General features: G+C 70.0%; 19 protein-coding genes and 1 riboswitch. Of the genes, 10 read left to right on the top strand and 9 right to left on the bottom strand.

Annotation, left to right across the window (positions count from 1 at the left end; translation table 11 throughout):
- Positions 1 to 6: 6 nt before the first annotated feature.
- Positions 7 to 1,452 carry a regulator gene (locus AB0I94_RS01205; RefSeq protein ID WP_363307278.1) on the bottom strand — a complete coding sequence of 482 codons (1,446 nt, stop codon included), beginning with the start codon at positions 1,450 to 1,452 and terminating at the stop codon, positions 7 to 9.
- Positions 1,453 to 1,672: 220 nt separating this feature from the next.
- Between AB0I94_RS01205 and lipB the strand changes: the two genes are divergently transcribed.
- The 4 genes from lipB (at position 1,673) to AB0I94_RS01225 (ending at position 4,927) form a co-directional block, all read left to right on the top strand.
- The gene (gene lipB, locus AB0I94_RS01210) at positions 1,673 to 2,557 is read left to right on the top strand and encodes a lipoyl(octanoyl) transferase LipB (RefSeq protein ID WP_363307279.1); all 885 of its coding nucleotides are present in this window, start codon (positions 1,673 to 1,675) and stop codon (positions 2,555 to 2,557) included.
- A gap of 137 nt (positions 2,558 to 2,694) precedes the next feature.
- Entirely contained in the window at positions 2,695 to 3,660 is a 966-nt protein-coding gene (locus AB0I94_RS01215) for a lipoyl synthase (protein ID WP_190081291.1), read from the top strand.
- A 331-nt stretch (positions 3,661 to 3,991) separates the two neighbouring features.
- Entirely contained in the window at positions 3,992 to 4,195 is a 204-nt protein-coding gene (locus tag AB0I94_RS01220; protein WP_363208335.1) for a hypothetical protein, read from the top strand.
- Between the two features lie 30 nt (positions 4,196 to 4,225).
- Positions 4,226 to 4,927: a DUF4191 domain-containing protein gene (locus AB0I94_RS01225; RefSeq protein ID WP_363307280.1), complete on the top strand. Its 702-nt coding sequence runs from the start codon at positions 4,226 to 4,228 to the stop codon at positions 4,925 to 4,927.
- 100 nt (positions 4,928 to 5,027) lie between these two features.
- On the opposite strand, the gene AB0I94_RS01230 is transcribed toward AB0I94_RS01225, so the two are convergent.
- Positions 5,028 to 5,495, bottom strand: a complete 468-nt coding sequence (locus AB0I94_RS01230) for an RDD family protein (protein ID WP_363307281.1) — start codon at positions 5,493 to 5,495, stop codon at positions 5,028 to 5,030.
- A gap of 217 nt (positions 5,496 to 5,712) precedes the next feature.
- Between AB0I94_RS01230 and glnA the strand changes: the two genes are divergently transcribed.
- Positions 5,713 to 7,122 (top strand): type I glutamate--ammonia ligase, encoded by a 1,410-nt coding sequence (gene glnA, locus AB0I94_RS01235; protein WP_363307282.1) that lies wholly within the window; start codon positions 5,713 to 5,715, stop codon positions 7,120 to 7,122.
- A 106-nt stretch (positions 7,123 to 7,228) separates the two neighbouring features.
- Here the strand turns inward: glnA and AB0I94_RS01240 are convergent, their stop codons facing one another.
- The 5 genes from AB0I94_RS01240 to AB0I94_RS01260 form a co-directional block, all read right to left on the bottom strand.
- On the bottom strand, positions 7,229 to 8,011 hold the full coding sequence (locus AB0I94_RS01240; RefSeq protein WP_363307283.1) for an ABC transporter ATP-binding protein: 783 nt from the start codon (positions 8,009 to 8,011) through the stop codon (positions 7,229 to 7,231).
- Entirely contained in the window at positions 8,008 to 9,045 is a 1,038-nt protein-coding gene (locus AB0I94_RS01245; RefSeq protein ID WP_363307284.1) for an iron chelate uptake ABC transporter family permease subunit, read from the bottom strand. The genes AB0I94_RS01240 and AB0I94_RS01245 overlap by 4 nt, the downstream gene beginning before the upstream one ends.
- Entirely contained in the window at positions 9,042 to 10,061 is a 1,020-nt protein-coding gene (locus tag AB0I94_RS01250) for an ABC transporter substrate-binding protein (protein WP_363307717.1), read from the bottom strand. Before AB0I94_RS01250 ends, AB0I94_RS01245 begins: the two co-directional genes overlap by 4 nt.
- A 98-nt stretch (positions 10,062 to 10,159) precedes the next feature.
- A riboswitch (cobalamin riboswitch) is annotated at positions 10,160 to 10,346 on the bottom strand.
- Between the two features lie 7 nt (positions 10,347 to 10,353).
- Positions 10,354 to 10,833, bottom strand: coding sequence for a VOC family protein (locus tag AB0I94_RS01255; protein WP_363307285.1), 480 nt, complete (start codon positions 10,831 to 10,833; stop codon positions 10,354 to 10,356).
- Positions 10,834 to 10,838: 5 nt separating this feature from the next.
- Positions 10,839 to 11,705 (bottom strand): helix-turn-helix domain-containing protein, encoded by an 867-nt coding sequence (locus AB0I94_RS01260; protein WP_363307286.1) that lies wholly within the window; start codon positions 11,703 to 11,705, stop codon positions 10,839 to 10,841.
- A 217-nt stretch (positions 11,706 to 11,922) separates the two neighbouring features.
- Here AB0I94_RS01260 and AB0I94_RS01265 point away from each other — a divergent pair, with 217 nt between their 5' ends.
- Positions 11,923 to 13,065, top strand: coding sequence for a haloacid dehalogenase-like hydrolase (locus AB0I94_RS01265; RefSeq protein ID WP_363307287.1), 1,143 nt, complete (start codon positions 11,923 to 11,925; stop codon positions 13,063 to 13,065).
- A gap of 81 nt (positions 13,066 to 13,146) precedes the next feature.
- Here AB0I94_RS01265 and AB0I94_RS01270 read toward each other — a convergent pair whose 3' ends face one another.
- Entirely contained in the window at positions 13,147 to 14,067 is a 921-nt protein-coding gene (locus AB0I94_RS01270; protein ID WP_363307288.1) for an alpha/beta fold hydrolase, read from the bottom strand.
- Positions 14,068 to 14,136: 69 nt separating this feature from the next.
- A complete protein-coding gene (locus AB0I94_RS01275) occupies positions 14,137 to 14,442 on the bottom strand; it encodes a hypothetical protein (RefSeq protein ID WP_363307289.1) in 306 nt (101 codons plus the stop codon).
- A 152-nt stretch (positions 14,443 to 14,594) separates the two neighbouring features.
- Between AB0I94_RS01275 and AB0I94_RS01280 the strand changes: the two genes are divergently transcribed.
- From AB0I94_RS01280 to AB0I94_RS01295, 4 genes are all read left to right on the top strand, one after another.
- Complete coding sequence (locus AB0I94_RS01280; RefSeq protein WP_363307290.1) at positions 14,595 to 14,963, top strand: arsenate reductase family protein; 369 nt, start codon at positions 14,595 to 14,597, stop codon at positions 14,961 to 14,963.
- Between the two features lie 176 nt (positions 14,964 to 15,139).
- Positions 15,140 to 16,159 carry a glutamine synthetase gene (gene glnII, locus AB0I94_RS01285; RefSeq protein WP_363307291.1) on the top strand — a complete coding sequence of 340 codons (1,020 nt, stop codon included), beginning with the start codon at positions 15,140 to 15,142 and terminating at the stop codon, positions 16,157 to 16,159.
- Between the two features lie 50 nt (positions 16,160 to 16,209).
- Complete coding sequence (locus AB0I94_RS01290) at positions 16,210 to 16,410, top strand: hypothetical protein (RefSeq protein WP_363307718.1); 201 nt, start codon at positions 16,210 to 16,212, stop codon at positions 16,408 to 16,410.
- Positions 16,411 to 16,498: 88 nt separating this feature from the next.
- The gene (locus AB0I94_RS01295) at positions 16,499 to 17,089 is read left to right on the top strand and encodes a winged helix-turn-helix domain-containing protein (RefSeq protein WP_363307292.1); all 591 of its coding nucleotides are present in this window, start codon (positions 16,499 to 16,501) and stop codon (positions 17,087 to 17,089) included.
- The last annotated feature ends 73 nt before the right edge of the window (positions 17,090 to 17,162 follow it).

The following is a 17,162-nucleotide window of genomic DNA, read 5'->3' on the forward strand; positions in this document are numbered from 1 at the left end:
CTGAGGTCACCCCAGCGCCGCCACCCGGTCCCGGTACCCGCGCACCGCCGCCGCGTCGCGGTACGGCTCAAGCCGCCGCTCGAAGTCGCGTACGTACTCGACCGCTCGCACCGACCGCATCTCACCGGCGGCCTGCGCCGCCTCCGCGCCCAGCTGGCAGGCCTGCTCGAGCTCGCCCAGGGCAAGACGCGAGGAAGCGAGCACCACCCGGCAGAAGAGGCGGCTGCGGGCGTACCCGGGGGCGCGCAACTGGAGCGAGCGCTCCGCGTGCTGGGCGGCCACGCGGTACTGCTGGAGGTCGCGGTGGCAGTGCCCGAACTCGTCCGCGAGCTGCGCCTCGTCGAAGAACCGCGCCCAGTGGGGGACTTCGTCGCCCGGCCGCGCCGTCTCCAGGGCGCGCTCGGCCCGCACCATCGACGCCGTGCACGCCCGTACCTCGCCGAGCACCCCGTGGCCACGCGCCTCGACCGAGTGCAGCAGGGCCTGCACGACGGGCGGCGCCGATGACCCGACGCCCTGCTGGGCCACCCGCGCCAGCTGTACGGCCTCTCTGCCGTGCCCGAGGTAGACGGCCTGGCGGCTCATCGTGACCAGGACGTACGAGCCGTAGGCGCGGTCGCCCGCCGCCTGCGAGAGCCGCAGCGCCTGGACGTAGTAGCGCTGGGCGAGGCCGTGCGCCGCGATGTCGTACGAGGTCCAGCCCGCGAGGCGGGTGAGGTCCGCGGCGGCCGCGAAGAGCCGCCGGCCGGCCTGTTCGCCGTAGGTGCCGCGCAGCATCGGCTCGGCCTCGTGCTCCAGATAGCGCACGAGTGCCTGCCGGGCGTGCCCGCCGCCGTACGCGTGGTCGAGTGCCCGGAAGAGCTCGCCGACGGAGCGCAGGGCCGAGATGTCGCCGCTGGTCACCTTGGCCCCGACGCCCCGCTCGGGCTCCTTGCGCTGGCGCGGTATGGCTGGACGGCCCTGCGTGGGGACGCGGGCGCCGCCCTGCGCGTAGTCGCCGCGGCTCACCCGGTCGTCGGCACGCCCGATCAGCCAGTCCCTGCTGGGGACGACGAGGCCTGCCGGGGTGAAGGCGATCTTCCGCAGCTCGGCGTGGCTTCCCGAGTCCTTGCGCCAGAGCCCGCCGACGATGTCGATCGCCTCTTCGGGGCTCGCCGCGAACTCGAGCCCGGCGTACACCGGCGCACACGCGTCGAGCCCGAGATCCTGCGCGGAGAGGCGGCGGCCCAACCGCCGGGTGAAGACCTCGGCGATGAGGGCGGGGGTGGTGCCGCGCGGCTGCTGCCCGCGCAGCCAGCGGGTCACCGATGTCTTGTCGTACCGCAGGTCGAGACCGTGCTCGAGGCCCAGCTGATCGACGCGGCGCGCGAGCCCCGCGTTGGAGAACCCGGCTTCTGAGATGAGCGCGGCTAGCTGGCGGTTGGGGGTGCGCTGCGGAGGTCGTTCCGTCATCAGCTGTGCGGTCTCCTGCCTTTCGGGCGTTGCCTTGAGCAGCCCTTATGGCTCTGTGAACGGCGTGAATGTAACGGCCTTCACCGCCCTCATCGCGGCCTTCGACCCGCATTCATCCGATCGTGTGAGGATTGACCGGACGACTGACGAGAATCCGCTGCCCGTACAGTGGCTGGGGGCGCGATATGTGCACGGTGCAGGTTCTAGGGAGGCACTTGCCGTGAGTGAGTTTCGGTTCGTCCGGTTGGGCTTCGGCCCCGATTCGGTCGAGTACCAAGAGGCCTGGGACGAGCAGCGCCGCGTGCACGCCGCCCGCTTCGCCGACGAGCTGCCCGACACGTGTCTGCTGCTCGAGCACCCGCCGGTCTACACCGCGGGCCGCCGCACGCAGGACAACGAGCGCCCACTGGACGGCACCCCCGTCGTCGACGTGGACCGCGGCGGCAAGATCACCTGGCACGGTCCGGGACAGCTCGTGGGCTACCCGATCCAGAAGCTGCCGCGCCCGGTGGACGTCGTAGCACATGTGCGCCGTCTGGAAGAGGCGCTTATCCGTACGTGTGCGGAATTCGGCCTGGAGACGTCCCGCGTCGAGGGCCGCAGTGGCGTATGGGTCCTGGGTGATCCGGTGGAGCGGCGTCCGGCGCTCGGCGGTCTGAACCTCGACTTCGACCCCCGGCTGCAGGACGACGAGTTCGACGCCCGGTTCAACGGCCCGGAGTACGCCCCGTCCAACGCGGGCCAGCGCCGCGAGGACCGCAAGATCGCGGCCATCGGCATCCGTGTCGCCAAGGGCGTGACGATGCACGGCTTCGCGCTGAACGTGAACCCGGACAACACCTGGTTCGACAAGATCATCCCCTGCGGCATCCGCGACGCGGGCGTGACGTCCCTCTCGTACGAGCTGGGCCGCGAGATCACGATCGCCGACGTCCTGCCCGTCGCCGAGAAGCACCTGCGGGAGGTCCTCGAGAACGCGGAGCTCAAGCCGCGGGCCGTCGAGAAGACGGCCGAGACGACGGCCGGGTCGGCGGTCGGGACATCGGCCGGGACGATGGTCGGCAGGACGGTTGAGAACCCGGAAGTCGAGAAGGCGACCGCCTAGACAACCGGGGCAACCGAGGACAACCGGGGCTCGGGGGGAATGCACCCCGTCGGCCGGAGGTTGGCCGAACGTCAGCCCAACGACATCACGGGCGTACCCTGGTGTGCGCCGAAGAATCGAAGCTACAGGGAGCCGATGTGTCCGCAGTCGCACCGGACGGACGCAAGATGCTGCGCCTTGAGGTCCGCAACGCCCAGACCCCGATCGAGCGCAAGCCCGAGTGGATCAAGACTCGGGCGAAAATGGGCCCCGAGTACACGAAGATGCAGAACCTCGTGAAGAGCGAGGGCCTGCACACGGTCTGCCAGGAGGCGGGCTGTCCCAACATCTACGAGTGCTGGGAAGACCGCGAGGCCACCTTCCTCATCGGCGGCGACCAGTGCACGCGGCGCTGCGACTTCTGCCAGATCGACACGGGCAAGCCGCAGGCTCTCGACCGCGACGAGCCGCGCCGCGTCGGTGAGTCCGTCGTCACGATGGACCTGAACTACGCCACGATCACCGGCGTCGCACGCGACGACCTGGACGACGGCGGCGCCTGGCTGTACGCGGAGACCGTGCGCCAGATCCACGCGATGACGGCGGAACGCGCGGAGGGCCAGACCAAGGTCGAGCTGCTCATCCCCGACTTCAACGCCGACCCCGACCAGCTGGCCGAGGTCTTCTCCTCGCGCCCCGAGGTCCTCGGGCACAACGTGGAGACCGTGCCGCGCATCTTCAAGCGGATCCGTCCCGGCTTCCGCTTCGAGCGCTCGCTCGAGGTCATCACCCGCGCCCGTGAGGCCGGCCTGGTCACCAAGTCGAACCTCATCCTCGGCATGGGCGAGGAGCGCGAGGAGATCAGCGAGGCGCTGCACGCGCTGCACGACGCGGGCTGTGAGCTCATCACGATCACGCAGTACCTGCGTCCGACGCCGCGCCACCACCCCGTGGAGCGCTGGGCCAAGCCGCAGGAGTTCGTGGAGCTGAAGGAGGAGGCCGAGGAGATCGGCTTCTCCGGCGTCATGTCGGGCCCGCTGGTCCGCTCCTCGTACCGCGCGGGGCGGCTCTACCAGATGGCGATCGAGAAGCGCGGGGCGTACGTCGCCTCGCAGGCCGTGTGATATTTCCGCACTGATTCCTCCCCTGATTCCCCGCTGGTCCCTTCGCGTTGACCCCACCGAGTCGGCTCGCCGCGAAGGGCCCGACTGTGTGAATCTACGCACAAGCGGCTACTGACGAGTAGTGGCCGATATGGCGCGGCTGCCGAGGTCCCCGCAGGTGAGGGCGACCGTGGCGGCCGCGTCAGCGTTTTGCGGCCCGGCGTCAAGGCTTCATCCGTGTTTGACCGGTCAGTCACGCCCTGGTAACACCAATCAGTGACCCTGGAATCACCCCACGTACAGCCCTACCCATAGCCCAGTGCTACCCATAGCCGCCCAGGAGGGCCCCACCATGCAGGCCGCGCCCGTACGCGCCACCGCCATCCCGTCCGTCACCGACGCACTGCGCGCCGTCGAGTCGATTCTCATGAGCAGCGGTCAGCGCACCGCTCGCCGCAACGCCTGGACGTCCGTGCTCGACGACCGGCGTCGCGCCAAGGACCGGGCAGAGGCGCTGCGTGTGCTCGAAGAGGCGATGACAACCCGCACGTCGTAGTCACTTCCAGGGACACGTAGACTTCACGGCATGGCGAGGAAGGAAACCGCGGCGGACGCCGCGAACCCCGGGCGACTCAAGCAGATCGCCCTGACCTACAAGATGACCCGCAAGGCCGATCCGCGGATCGGTCTTGTCATCGCGGCTGTGGGGATCGTCACCTTCGGTGCCTTCCTCGCGATCGGCTTCTTGATCGGTCACCCGATCTATCTCGGCATTCTCGGCTTCGTGCTCGCCTTCCTCGCGATGGCGATCGTCTTCGGGCGCAGGGCTGAGCGTGCGGCCTTCGGGCAGATGGAGGGCCAGCCCGGTGCGGCGGCCGCGGTGCTCGACAAGATCGGCCGTGGCTGGACGACGACTCCGGCGGTGGCGATGAACCGCAGCCAGGACGTCGTGCACCGCACGGTCGGCAAGGCCGGCATCGTGCTCGTCGCCGAGGGCAACCCGAACCGGGTGAAGAGCCTGCTGGCCGCCGAGAAGAGGCGGATGGCGCGTGTCGTCTCGGACGTCCCGGTCCATGACGTCATCGTCGGCACCGGCGAGGGCCAGGTTCCGCTGAAGAAGCTGCGTACGACGCTTCTGAAGCTGCCCCGCGTCCTCCAGGGCCCGCAGGTCACGGCGACCAACGACCGGCTGCGCGCGATGGGCGACCTGATGAGCAACATGCCGCTCCCGAAGGGGCCGATGCCGAAGGGCATGCGCATGCCTCGCGGTGGCCCGAAGATGCGCTAGCTCCCCGTCTCTACGTCGACGAAGGCCCCGGAACCGATCGGTTCCGGGGCCTTCGTTCGTTCGCCTTCGAGGTTCGTTCGCCTTCGAGGTTCGTACGAGCTCAGATCCGTACCTGCATGGCGCGGCCGAGACGGTCGTGCAGGCCGCGGCCGTCGCGGTCCCAGATCAGCGCCGGGACGGCCACGCAGAGCAGCACGCTGCGGACGAGGACACGGCCGATGCCGAGCCGGCCGCCGCCCTCGGCGATGACCCGCAGCCTGAAGAGCGCCTTGCCGGGAGTGCAGCCGACCGTGCCGACCGTCAGAACGTTCATGACGAAGAAGATTCCCAGCGCCCAGTTGCCCATCGCCTGCTGGTCACCGCGAGCGAACAGGCCGTATGCGATGAGCATGCACAAGGCCCAGTCGATGATGACGGCGCCCATGCGCCGTCCGGGCCGCGCGATCGATCCCGGCCCCTCCTCCGGCAGGCCGAGCTGCTCGCCCCGATACCCGAAGTCGACACCCGCTTCCTCCGCCGCCGCACGAGGGCCGGAGAGCCACGATCCGATTGCTTGCCTGTTGTCCACCCGTCCACGGTACTGCGCCCGATTTCGTACGAGGACGGGCGGGGTAGGGCGAATGACACCTGGCCCGAACCCGCCTCGGTTAACTTCGGCGAAACAAATGGGTCATGCTTGAGAAATCCCCCGTCCCTATGGTCGGGTCCCAGCGTGTGCCACCGCACTGGCCGCACAACGAGCTGCAACCCCGTCCCCGCTGGGGGCCGGGAGTAGGAGGAGTTGGATGTTCCAGAACGCCGACGACGCAAAGAAGTTCATCGCGGACGAGGACGTGAAGTTCGTAGATGTCCGGTTCTGCGACCTGCCCGGAGTGATGCAGCACTTCACGATCCCGGCAGCGGCGTTCGACCCGAACGAGGAGCTCGCCTTCGACGGTTCGTCGATCCGCGGCTTCCAGGCCATCCACGAGTCCGACATGGCGCTGCGCGCGGACCTGTCGACCGCCCGGGTCGACCCCTTCCGCCGCGACAAGACCGTCAACATCAACTTCTTCATCCACGACCCGATCACGGGCGAGCAGTACAGCCGTGACCCGCGGAACATCGCCAAGAAGGCCGAGGCCTACCTCGCGTCCACCGGCATCGCGGACACCGCGTACTTCGGTCCCGAGGCCGAGTTCTACGTCTTCGACAACGTCCGCTTCCAGACGTCGGCGAACGAGAGCTTCTACCACATCGACTCCGAGGCCGGCGCCTGGAACACCGGTGCGGTCGAGAACAACCGTGGCTACAAGGTCCGCTACAAGGGCGGCTACTTCCCGACCCCGCCGGTGGACCACTTCGCCGACCTGCGTGCCGAGATCTCCCTGGAGCTGGACAAGAACGGCCTCCAGGTCGAGCGCCAGCACCACGAGGTCGGCACGGCCGGCCAGGCCGAGATCAACTACAAGTTCAACACGCTGCTCGCCGCGGCCGACGACCTGATGCTCTTCAAGTACGTCGTGAAGAACGTCGCCTGGCGCAACGGCAAGACCGCGACCTTCATGCCGAAGCCGATCTTCGGTGACAACGGCTCGGGCATGCACGTCCACCAGTCGCTGTGGGCGGGCGGCGACCCGCTCTTCTACGACGAGCAGGGCTACGCGGGCCTGTCGGACATCGCCCGCTACTACATCGGCGGCATCCTCAAGCACGCCCCCTCGCTGCTCGCCTTCACGAACCCGACGGTGAACTCGTACCACCGCCTGGTTCCGGGCTTCGAGGCCCCGGTCAACATGGTCTACTCGCAGCGCAACCGCTCGGCGGCCATGCGCATCCCGATCACGGGCTCGAACCCGAAGGCCAAGCGCGTCGAGTTCCGCGCGCCGGACCCGTCCTCGAACCCGTACCTGGCGTTCTCGGCGCTCCTGATGGCCGGCCTCGACGGCGTCAAGAACAAGATCGAGCCGCCGGAGCCGATCGACAAGGACCTCTACGAGCTGGCCCCCGAGGAGCACGCGGGCGTCGCCCAGGTCCCGACCTCCCTCCCGGCCGTCCTCGACGCCCTCGAGGCGGACCACGAGTACCTCCTGGCCGGCGGTGTCTTCACCCCCGACCTCATCGAGACGTGGATCGACTACAAGCGGACGAACGAGATCGCCCCGATCCAGCTGCGCCCGCACCCGCACGAGTTCGAGCTGTACTTCGACATCTAAGAACGCCACAGGTCAGAGCGGTCTTCGCTCCCCTGGGACGTCTTCGGGCCGTCGGCCGTGTTCCCCCTTCCCGGGAGGACACGGCCGACGGCCTTCGTCGTGGGGCTCACGCGCGCAAAAAGCGGATGGAGGGGTGGGGTTCCGTGGGGTGGTGGGTGACCTGGGCTCGGACTCCGTACACCTTCGCTATCAGTTCCTCCGTGAGCACCTCGGTCGGTGTGCCCGACGCGTGTGCCGCTCCCTCGCGCAGGACCAGTACGTGGTCGCAGAACATGGCCGCCAGGTTCAGGTCGTGCAGGGCTATCACGCTGGTCAGGGGGAGGTCCGAGACCAGGGCCAGGAGGTCGAGCTGGTGCTGGATGTCCAGGTGGTTCGTCGGTTCGTCCAGGAGGAGTTCCCGGGGGGCCTGGGCCAAGGCCCTCGCTATCTGGACCCGTTGGCGTTCGCCGCCGGAAAGTGTGTGCCAGGACTGGGCCGCCCTGTCGGTCAGGCCCGTGCGGGTCAGTGCTTCCTGGACCGCCTCGTCGTCCTCGGGCGTGGGCGGGGACCATGCCCTGCGGTGCGGGATGCGGCCCAGGCGTACGACCTCCTCCACCGACAGTTCGACCTGCGTGGTGGCCTCCTGGTCCACCACCGCCACCCTGCGTGCCACCGTGCGGCGGCCCACGTCACGCAGCGGGTCGCCGTCCAGCGTGACCACTCCCGATGTCGGGGCCAGCACGCCCGCCAGGATGCGCAGCAGAGTTGATTTGCCCGAGCCGTTCGGGCCCAGCAGGCCGACCGTGGCTCCGGGGGGCGGGGCCAGGGTCACCCCGTCGATGATGAGGTGACCGGCGGCTGTCCTGGTGACGCGGTCCGCCCGTAGGCCGGAGCCGGTGTGCGGGGTCATGGCGTCTTCCTCGTGCGGTAGAGGACCAGGACGAACGCCGGGACGCCGATCAGGGACGTCACCACGCCGACGGGGACCTCCTGGGGGTCGAGGACCGTGCGGGCCAGCGTGTCCACCCACACGAGGAACACCGCGCCCGCGAGCGCCGTGACCGGAAGCAGGCGTGCGTGCCCGGAGCCGACGAGGGCGCGGGCCGCGTGCGGCAGGACCAGGCCCACGAAACCGATGGCGCCCGCGCTGCTGACCAGCGCCGCCGTCAGCAGGGCCGTGGTGACGAGGAGTACGAGACGGACACGGGCCACGTGGACGCCCAGCGTCGCCGCCGCGTCCTGGCCGAACGCGAACGCGTCCAGCGTGCGGGCCTGCGTCAGGCAGACGGCGAGGGCCACGAAGAGCACCGCCGCACACAGCCAGACGTCCGTCCAGCCCACCCCGCTCAACGAGCCGAGCAGCCAGAACAGGACACTCCGCGTCGTCTCCGCGTCGCCCGACGTCAGGATCACGAACGAGGTGAGCGAGGAGAAGAGCTGCATCGCCGCCACCCCGGACAGGACCACCCTGTCGGCACTGCCGCCCAGGCTGTGGCTGAGCAGCAGCACGAGCGCGAAGGAGACGAGGGCCCCGACGAAGGCGCCCGCCGAGACCGACACCGCTCCCCCGCCGATCCCCAGGACGACGATCGCGACCGCGCCCGTGGACGCCCCCGAGGAGACGCCGAGCACGAAGGGGTCGGCGAGCGGGTTGCGCAGCAGGGACTGGAGGACGGTTCCGCAGACCGCGAGGCCCGCGCCGCAGACCGCCGCGAGGAGCGTGCGCGGCATGCGCAGGTTCCAGACGATGCCGTCCCGGATGGGCGTCAGCTTCGCCTCTCCTTGGCCGAGGTGCGCCGCGACCGCCGACCACACGTCCGGTACGGAGATGTCGGCGGGGCCGATGGTGACGGCCACGGCCACGGAGAGCGCGAGGGCGGCGACCCCCGCCGTCCAGAGCGCGACGTGACGTATGCCGCCCGGGACGCCGACGGCACCCCTCACTTGGCGAGCCCGAACTCGCGCAACGCGTCAGCGACTTGTTCCACGCCGTCCACCGTGCGGATCGTGGGGTTCATGGCCTGGCCGCTCAGGAGCACGTACCGCTTCTTCTTCACGGCGGTGAGGTTCTTGGTGACCGGGTTGGACTCCAGGAACTCGATCTTCTTCTTCGCGCTCTCGGCCGTCTGCGACTTGCGGGTGAGGTCGCCGATGACCAGGACGTCGGGGTCGCGGTCGGCCACCGTCTCCCAGTTGATCTGGGGCCACTCCTCGCGGGTGTCGTCGAAGACGTTCTTCACGCCCAGTTCGCGGGTGATGATGCCCGGTGCTCCGCAGCAGCCCGCGATGTAGGGGGCGTCGGAGTTGGCGAACCAGTAGAGGAGCGTCGTGTCGGACGCGTCGGTGTCCTTGATGGTCCTGGTGGCCTTCGCCACCCGGCTCTTGAGGTCCGCGACCAGGCGTTCGCCGCGCTTCTCGACCCCGAAGGCCTTGGCCAGGGCCCGTACTTCGCCGTAGACGGTGTCCATGGTCAGCGTCTTGACGCGGCTGCCGTCGCCGTCGCCGCTGTTGTCCTTGCCCGCGCAGTCGGAGGGCGAGACATAGGCGGGTACGCCGAGTTCGGCGAACTTGGCGCGGTCGGCGACGCCGCCCTTGCTGACCGTCGCCAGGAAGGAGGCGGTGACGAAGTCCGGTTCCTCGGCGAGGACCTTCTCGAAGGAGGGGTAGCTGTCGGCGAGCCGGTCGACCTTGGCGTTGTCCTTCTCAAGCCCCTCGAGCACCGGGTCCGTCCAGGTTCCGGTGCCGGCCATGCGGTCCGCGAGGCCGAGGGAGAGCAGGATCTCCGTGGAGCCCTGGTCGAGGGAGACGGCCCGCCGCGGCGGCGCCTCGATCTCCGCCTGCTGGCCGCAGGAGGCGAGAGTCAGCGGGTAGCCCGCGGCTTTCCCGCCCCCGCCGGAAGCGGTCGACGGGCTGCCTCCGCAGGAGGTCAGCGTGGTGGCGAGGGCCACGCCGATGAGCATGGGGACACGTACACGACGGGCGGTGGAGGACACACGATCCCTTGAGTCTCACGGCTCATACGCGGAGCCTGGCCTGCTTCGTCACCTCCGCCGCCCGGTGTGCGGACGAAGGTGCCAGCAGGTCTTCGGACTCGGGGATCGGCCGGGCGGGGCGCCTTCCCAGGCGTCCGTGGACGCCCAGTGGCCGTGGCCCCGCCCGTTCCCCCTCACCGCTGCGCGTCAGTTCCGGATTCGCACCGGATTCCCTGGCCCTGGTGTGGGTTGACTGGCGTGCGCAAGCTATCACGCGAGGTCAGGACGGCTGCTCGGGCCTCGGTGCGCCGCGGTAGGTGCCGAAGGACCACTTGTTGCCCTCGGGGTCGGCGATCCCGAACTCCCGGCTGCCGTACGGCTGATCCTCGATCTCGCGGATGATCTCGACCCCCGCGGCGCTGAGCCGCTGGTAGAGGTCGTCCACGCGGTCGGTGACGACGTACGCGCCGAAGGTGCCCGGCTTCAGGCACCAGGCCTGGGACTTCTCGTCGTACGAGCCGAGCATGATCGCGCCGCCTTCGGGCCAGTCGAGCTCGGCGTGGGCCACCCGGTCGCCGTCCTCGTAGACGGCGGTGCGCAGGAAGCCGACCGTGCCGACCAGGAAGTCGATCAGGGCGGGGGCGTCATGCGCCTGGAGGGTCGGCCAGACATCGGGGGCGCGCCCGGCGGAGGTGGCGGTGGTGGCGGGCGTAGCGGTGGAGGCGGACTGGGGCTTCTGCTGCTTCTCGGTGGTGTTCATGGCTCCTACTCTTCGCCCCCGCCATAGCTCCCGGCTTGGATATTCCGGCACTCTTCGGCCAGCCAGGCGCTGGGGCTTGCGCCGGTGTACTGCCGGAAGTCCCGCACCAGGTGGGAGTGGTCGTAGTAGCCGCAGTCGGCGGCGACGCGGGCCAGGTCGGGGGCGGCGCCCGCCGCGACGGGGCGTACGACGGCGTTCCGCGCGCGCTGGAAACGCATCAGGCGCCCTGCCTGCTTGGGGCTCAGGCCCGTCTCGGCGCGGAAGAGCGTGGTGAGGCGCCGTTCGCTGAGCGCGACATGCCGGGAGAGCCCGCGCAGGGTGCCCGTCCCCTGGTGCCGGGCCAGCCAGGCCCAGGCCTCGGCGACCTCGGGCCGTACGGAGCCGCCGGAGGCGTCGGACGCGGCGCGCTGCCTCAAGTAGGCGGTCAGCGAGGCGAACCGCTCCTCCCAGCCGCCCTGCTCGCACAGCAGCTCCCGCAGATCCGCGGCGCGGCGCCCCAGCACCTCGGCGCCGGGCGTCACCAGCTCACCGGCGAGTTCCGCGGCCGGTACGCCGAGCAGGGCGCGGGCGGCGAGCGGGTGCACGGCGAGCTGGATGCCCGCCTCGTGCTCGGGCCGTACGACGTACGCCGGGGACTGGTGGAGGCCGCCGAGGACGATGTCCGTGCGGTCGGCGTCGCGGCCGCCCGCCTGCTCGGGGGTGGGGCCGGTGACGACGGGGCCGTCGAGGGAGAAGATCAGCGTCAGGTACGGGGACGGCAGGCCGCGGTGCAGGCCGGGCCGCTCGCCCCGCGTGCGGTAGCCGACGGCGGACACCACCATGCCGTCGAGCCGCGGGCTGGCCCGCACGAACTCCCGGGAGACGCTCTCCATGCCTTCCAGTATGCGTTGGGCGACGCTCCGAAGCAGGCGCGCGGGCGTGCCGGAACGGGACCGAAGGAGTAGCGGGCGTCCGCTTCCCCTACCCGTGCGCAGAGGTCCCATGCCCGTTCCGTCCAGTGATATCGATCATGGGAATCCGCGGTGTGACCTCATACGATGACCCGCCGCTCCGGACGGGGCGCAGACCGCTCTCAGGGGGCACAGAACCATGGCATCAAAGGTAAAGGGCAAGCCGGCCGTCATCGGCACGGCGGGCGCGCTCACCGCGGCGGTCCTCGCGGGCACGGCGCTCTGGCCGAGCACGGACGCGACGGCCTCCGACGCCTCCGCGAAGACGGCGAGGACGGCGAAGATCGCGACGTCCGAGCTGAAGCACTGGCCCAAGCCGGTCGCGAAGAAGCTGGGCAAGGTCATCGCGAAGAACGACCACAAGGGCGCGTACGCCGTCTTCGACGCGGACAACACGACGTACCGCAACGACCTGGAGGAGTCACTCCTGCCCTTCCTGGAGATGAAGGGGGTGCTGACGCGCAAGACGATGGACCCGTCGCTGAAGATCATCCCCTTCAAGGACACGGCGAAGCACAAGGAGAGCCTCTACAGCTACTACAACCGGCTCTGCGAGGTCGATGACCAGGTCTGCTACCCGTGGGTCGCGCAGATCTTCTCCGGTTTCACGCTGAAGGAGCTCAAGGGGTACGTCGACGAACTCCTCGCCCACGGCAAGCCGATCCCCGCCGAGTACTACGAGGACGGCAAGCTGACGAAGACCGAGGTGAAGCCGCCCGAGTTCTTCACCGGCATGCAGGAGCTCCACGCGTCGCTGCGCAAGCACGGGATCGAGGTGTACGTCGTCAGCGCGGCCAGCGAGGATCTCGTACGCATGGTCCTCTCCGACCCCAAGTACGGCTACGACGTGAAGCCCGAGAACGTCATAGGCGTCGGCCTGCAGCTCAAGGACCGCAAGACCGGTGAGGTCACCAGCTCCCGCAAGGAGATCGCGGAGGGCCGCTTCGACCAGAAGAAGCTCGCCAAGCACGAGCTGACGCCGAACCTGTGGGCGCCGCTCACCTGGTACCAGGGCAAGCCCGCGGCCATCAACACGTACATCGACGAGTGGAAGAAGCCCGTCCTGGTGGCCGGCGACACCCCGAAGAGCGACGGCCCGATGCTGTTCCACTCGGCGGACGTGGAGCACGGCGGTGCGCGGGTCTGGGTCAACCGCAAGGACTCGTACATGAAGGAGCTGGACGGGATGAAGCGGAAGAACGCCGACCGGCAGCGGGAGTTGGGGCAGCGGGTGACCGCCGACAAGCGGTGGCTGACCGTGGTGCCGGACGAGATCCGCTAGGCGGTCGCGGGGCCGGAGGCACTCCCTTTGGCCCTCAAGACCTCACTGCCGCAGGCGATCCCCCACGCGCCCCCGGGCTCCTCAGCATCCGCCCGCCACCGCCCATGCCGCCACCCTCTTGGCCAGCGCTTCTCCCGCCCGCGTCCACACGAAGTGGTCGAGGCGGGCGCCCGCCTCGCGCACGGAGTACCGCAGGCGGGTGACGCGGGCCGCGGGCACCTTGCCGAGCAGGTGGTCGAGGGCGGCCACGGGGGCGAAGGTGTCACCCTCGACGGAGACCGCGAGGACGGGCAGCGTGAGGGTGCGCAGGGCCGCCTCGTAGTCGTGCGGGGAGCCGGGGGACGAGTAGCGGCCCGTACGTACCTGGCGTGCCCAGTCCCGCATGACGCCCTTGGGCTGGTTGCCGCCGAAGCCGAGCCGGGCGCCCGGCCACCGGCCGAGCAGCGTCGACGTGGCCGCGGCGAAGAGCTCGCCGACGAGCAGCAGGGGCCCGCGCAGGGGGCCGTACGCCCGGAACCAGACGGAGCCCGAGGCGACGAGGGCGACCCCGTCGACGCTGGGCCCTTTCCCCAACGCCGCGTACACCAGGCCGAGTTGGCCGCCCATGCTGTGGCCGAGGAGGTACAGCGGTGGCTCCGCGCCCAGTTCGGCGCGTATCGCGTCGACGACGGCGGCGAGGTCCTGCTCCACGATCGTGCCGTAGCCGTGGTCGAGGGCGTCCGCGTCCGTCACACGCGGTGTGCTCTCCCCCTGCCCCCGCATGTCCACGGTCAGGGCGGTGAGGCCCTCGGCGTGCAACTGGCGTGCGAACGCGCGGTAGTAGCGGGCGGGGGTTCCCATGGCGGGGAGGGTCAGGACGGCCGGCGCGGGGCGCGGCGAGGCCTCGCTCCCGCGCAGGCCGCGGACGGGAAACCGGGCACCGTCCGGGAGTCGGGCGGTGACGAGCAGCGGCAGCTCGTCCGCGGGCTCCTGCTGGGTGGGGGCGGATTCCGGCTGAGTCATGCGGACAGCATGAACCACGCGTACGGGCGGCGGCCCTTGGGCCCCGCCCGTACGCCCGCGCACGTCGGTTCAGCGGCTGTACCGCATCAGGGCGCGCACCATGTGGCAGGTGATGTCCGACGGCGGATGGATTCCCACGTCCTCCGCCATGCTGCGGATCCTGGTGTTGCCGGCTTGGTTCGGCAGATAGACGCCCGAGTCGAGCAGGGCTATCGCCAGGCGCATGGCCTTCAGGCGCCGGTTGTGCGTGATGTACCACTCGCGCGGCCGGCCGGCCGGGAGCGGTCGCTTCTCCAGTGGTGCGTACGTCGGGTCGATCAGCACGGGCCGGGAAGCGTTGCGCTTCGATTTCGATGTGAGTGCGGCAGCGGGCACAGGCATCCTCCTGTCGCGATCAGGACCCCGTCGGGAACCCTCGAACATTGCTTCAATTCTACTGCTCGGCACTGACAATCGCCGCTGGCCAGACGGTGTTTGAGGCCGTGTGACGGGTGGGTCGCGGGTGAGTCGCGGGTAGCGTGTACGGCATGGAGATCTGGATCAATCCCGCCTGCTCGAAGTGCCGTGGCGCGCTCACGCTGCTCGACGCGGAGGGCGCCGACTACACCGTCCGCCGCTACCTGGACGACGTCCCCACCGAGGAGGAGATCCGCGGCGTTCTGGAGCGGCTCGGCCTGGAGCCGTGGGACATCACGCGCACCCAGGAGGACGCCGCCAAGGAGCTGAACCTCAAGGACCGCGAGGCCTGGCCCCGCGACGCCTCCGGCCGCGACCGCTGGATCACCGCGCTCGCCGAGCACCCGAAGCTCATCCAGCGGCCCATCATCACCGCCGACGACGGCACCGCGGTGGTGGGACGCACGGAGGAGGCGGTGCGGGACGCGATGTCCCGGTAGGCCGCCGTCATGGCCACCGTCATCAAGTGAGCTGGGCCACAACCACCGCAGGTAACACGGGGTTCACATGCGAGCAATGGACGGGAAATCGCGCGTTGGCAGGCTGCGCGGCATCACCACGGCACCGCAGCACCCGCACGTTCTGCGCCGTACCGAGCGTTTAGAGGATGGACCCCGTGACCTTCAAGGCTGAGTACATCTGGATCGACGGCACCGAGCCGACCGCCAAGCTCCGTTCGAAGACGAAGATCATGACGGACGGTGCCGAGCTCCCGAACTGGGGCTTCGACGGATCCAGCACCAACCAGGCCAAGGGTCACGCCTCCGACCGCGTCCTCAAGCCGGTCTTCAGCTGCCCGGACCCGATCCGCGGCGGCGACGACGTACTCGTGCTGTGCGAGGTCCTCAACACGGACATGACGCCGCACGAGTCCAACACGCGTGCCGCGCTCGCCGAAATCGCGGAGCGGTTCGGCTCGCAGGAGCCGATCTTCGGCATCGAGCAGGAGTACACCTTCTTCGAGGGCGACCGCCCGCTCGGCTTCCCCGTCGGCGGCTTCCCCGCCGCGCAGGGCGGCTACTACTGCGGTGTCGGCGCCGACGAGATCTTCGGCCGTGACATCGTCGAGGCGCACCTGGAGAACTGCCTCAAGGCGGGCCTCGGCATCTCCGGCATCAACGCCGAGGTCATGCCCGGCCAGTGGGAGTTCCAGGTCGGCCCGCTCGCGCCGCTCGAGGTCTCCGACCAGCTGTGGATCGCCCGTTGGCTGCTCTACCGCACCGCCGAGGACTTCAAGGTGTCGGCCACGCTCGACCCGAAGCCGGTGAAGGGCGACTGGAACGGCGCGGGCGCGCACACGAACTTCTCGACGAAGGCGATGCGCGAAGGCTACGACGCGATCATCACCGCCGCCGAGTCCCTCGGCGAGGGCTCCAAGCCGATGGACCACGTCAAGAACTACGGCGCGGGCATCGACGATCGTCTCACCGGCCTGCACGAGACCGCCCCGTGGAACGAGTACAGCTACGGCGTCTCCGACCGCGGCGCGTCGGTCCGCATCCCGTGGCAGGTCGAGGTGGAGCAGAAGGGCTACATCGAGGACCGCCGCCCGAACGCGAACGTCGACCCGTACGTCGTGACGCGGCTGATCGTCGACACGTGCTGCACCGCCCTGGAGAAGGCCGGCCAGGTCTGATCGCGGTGTTCGCACGTGCCTCGCACGTTCCGGAAGGGGGCGCCCACCGAATCGGTGGGCGCCCCCTTCCGCGTACCAGCGTGCGAGAGGGAACGACCGCCGACTCTCCCGTCTGCTTCAATGGGGTCATGGACAGCCACGGGAACACCGCGACGGGTCGTCACCACGACCTGGAGCCGTTCTGGCCTTCCCGTCAGCACCATGACTTCGACCGGGTGTGTTGCCGCGCGATGAACGCGCAGGCCCGCTAAAGCCGTTCACCCGGCCTTCGCCTGACGCGCACGACGTACGTACGTCCTCGACGACTGACGACTCCTTCGCGCGAAAGAGCTGACTTCCATGGCGAACTCCCGTTCCTTCCCGGTATCCACCGCTTCGACCGCCGCCACCGCCACCGCCCCGCCGCAGGCCGCCCCCGGCCGGGGGCGGCTGCGAGCCGTCGCGCCGGACGAGGTGGCGCAGCTCACCGACTTCCTGCCGCCGGGCGCGACCTGGCTGCCCGCGCCCCAGCACACGCTGCCCACGCTGCCGGGACAGCCGCCGATGATCGGCTACCTGGTCCTCGTACCGGCCGGGCAGGAGCCCCGCGCCACCGAGCCCGAGCTGTTGCGGCCCGAGCCGTCGCAGCCGGTGTCCGGCGGTCCCGTGTGGATCGACGCCGTGCAGCGTGCGGCACGGGTCGGCGACCGCCCCCTCGACCTCACGTATCTGGAGTTCGAGCTGCTCGCGCACCTCGTGGCCCATCCCCACCGGGTGCACACGCGCGACCAGTTGGTCCACACGGTGTGGGGGTACGGGCATGTGGGCGACGGGCGCACCGTGGACGTCCACATCGCGCGGCTGCGGCGCAAGCTGGGCGCCGAGCACCGCCAGACGATCCAGACGGTGCGGCGGGTGGGCTACAAGTACGCGCCGCCGGCGCCCCGCTGACCTCGGGTTTCCCGGGGGTGGGCCGGGCTCTGCCGCCAGCAGAATCCGGTTCCCCCGGTGGCTCGGAGCGTGC

Source organism: Streptomyces sp. NPDC050147 (assembly GCF_040660195.1).
Classification (GTDB): domain Bacteria; phylum Actinomycetota; class Actinomycetes; order Streptomycetales; family Streptomycetaceae; genus Streptomyces.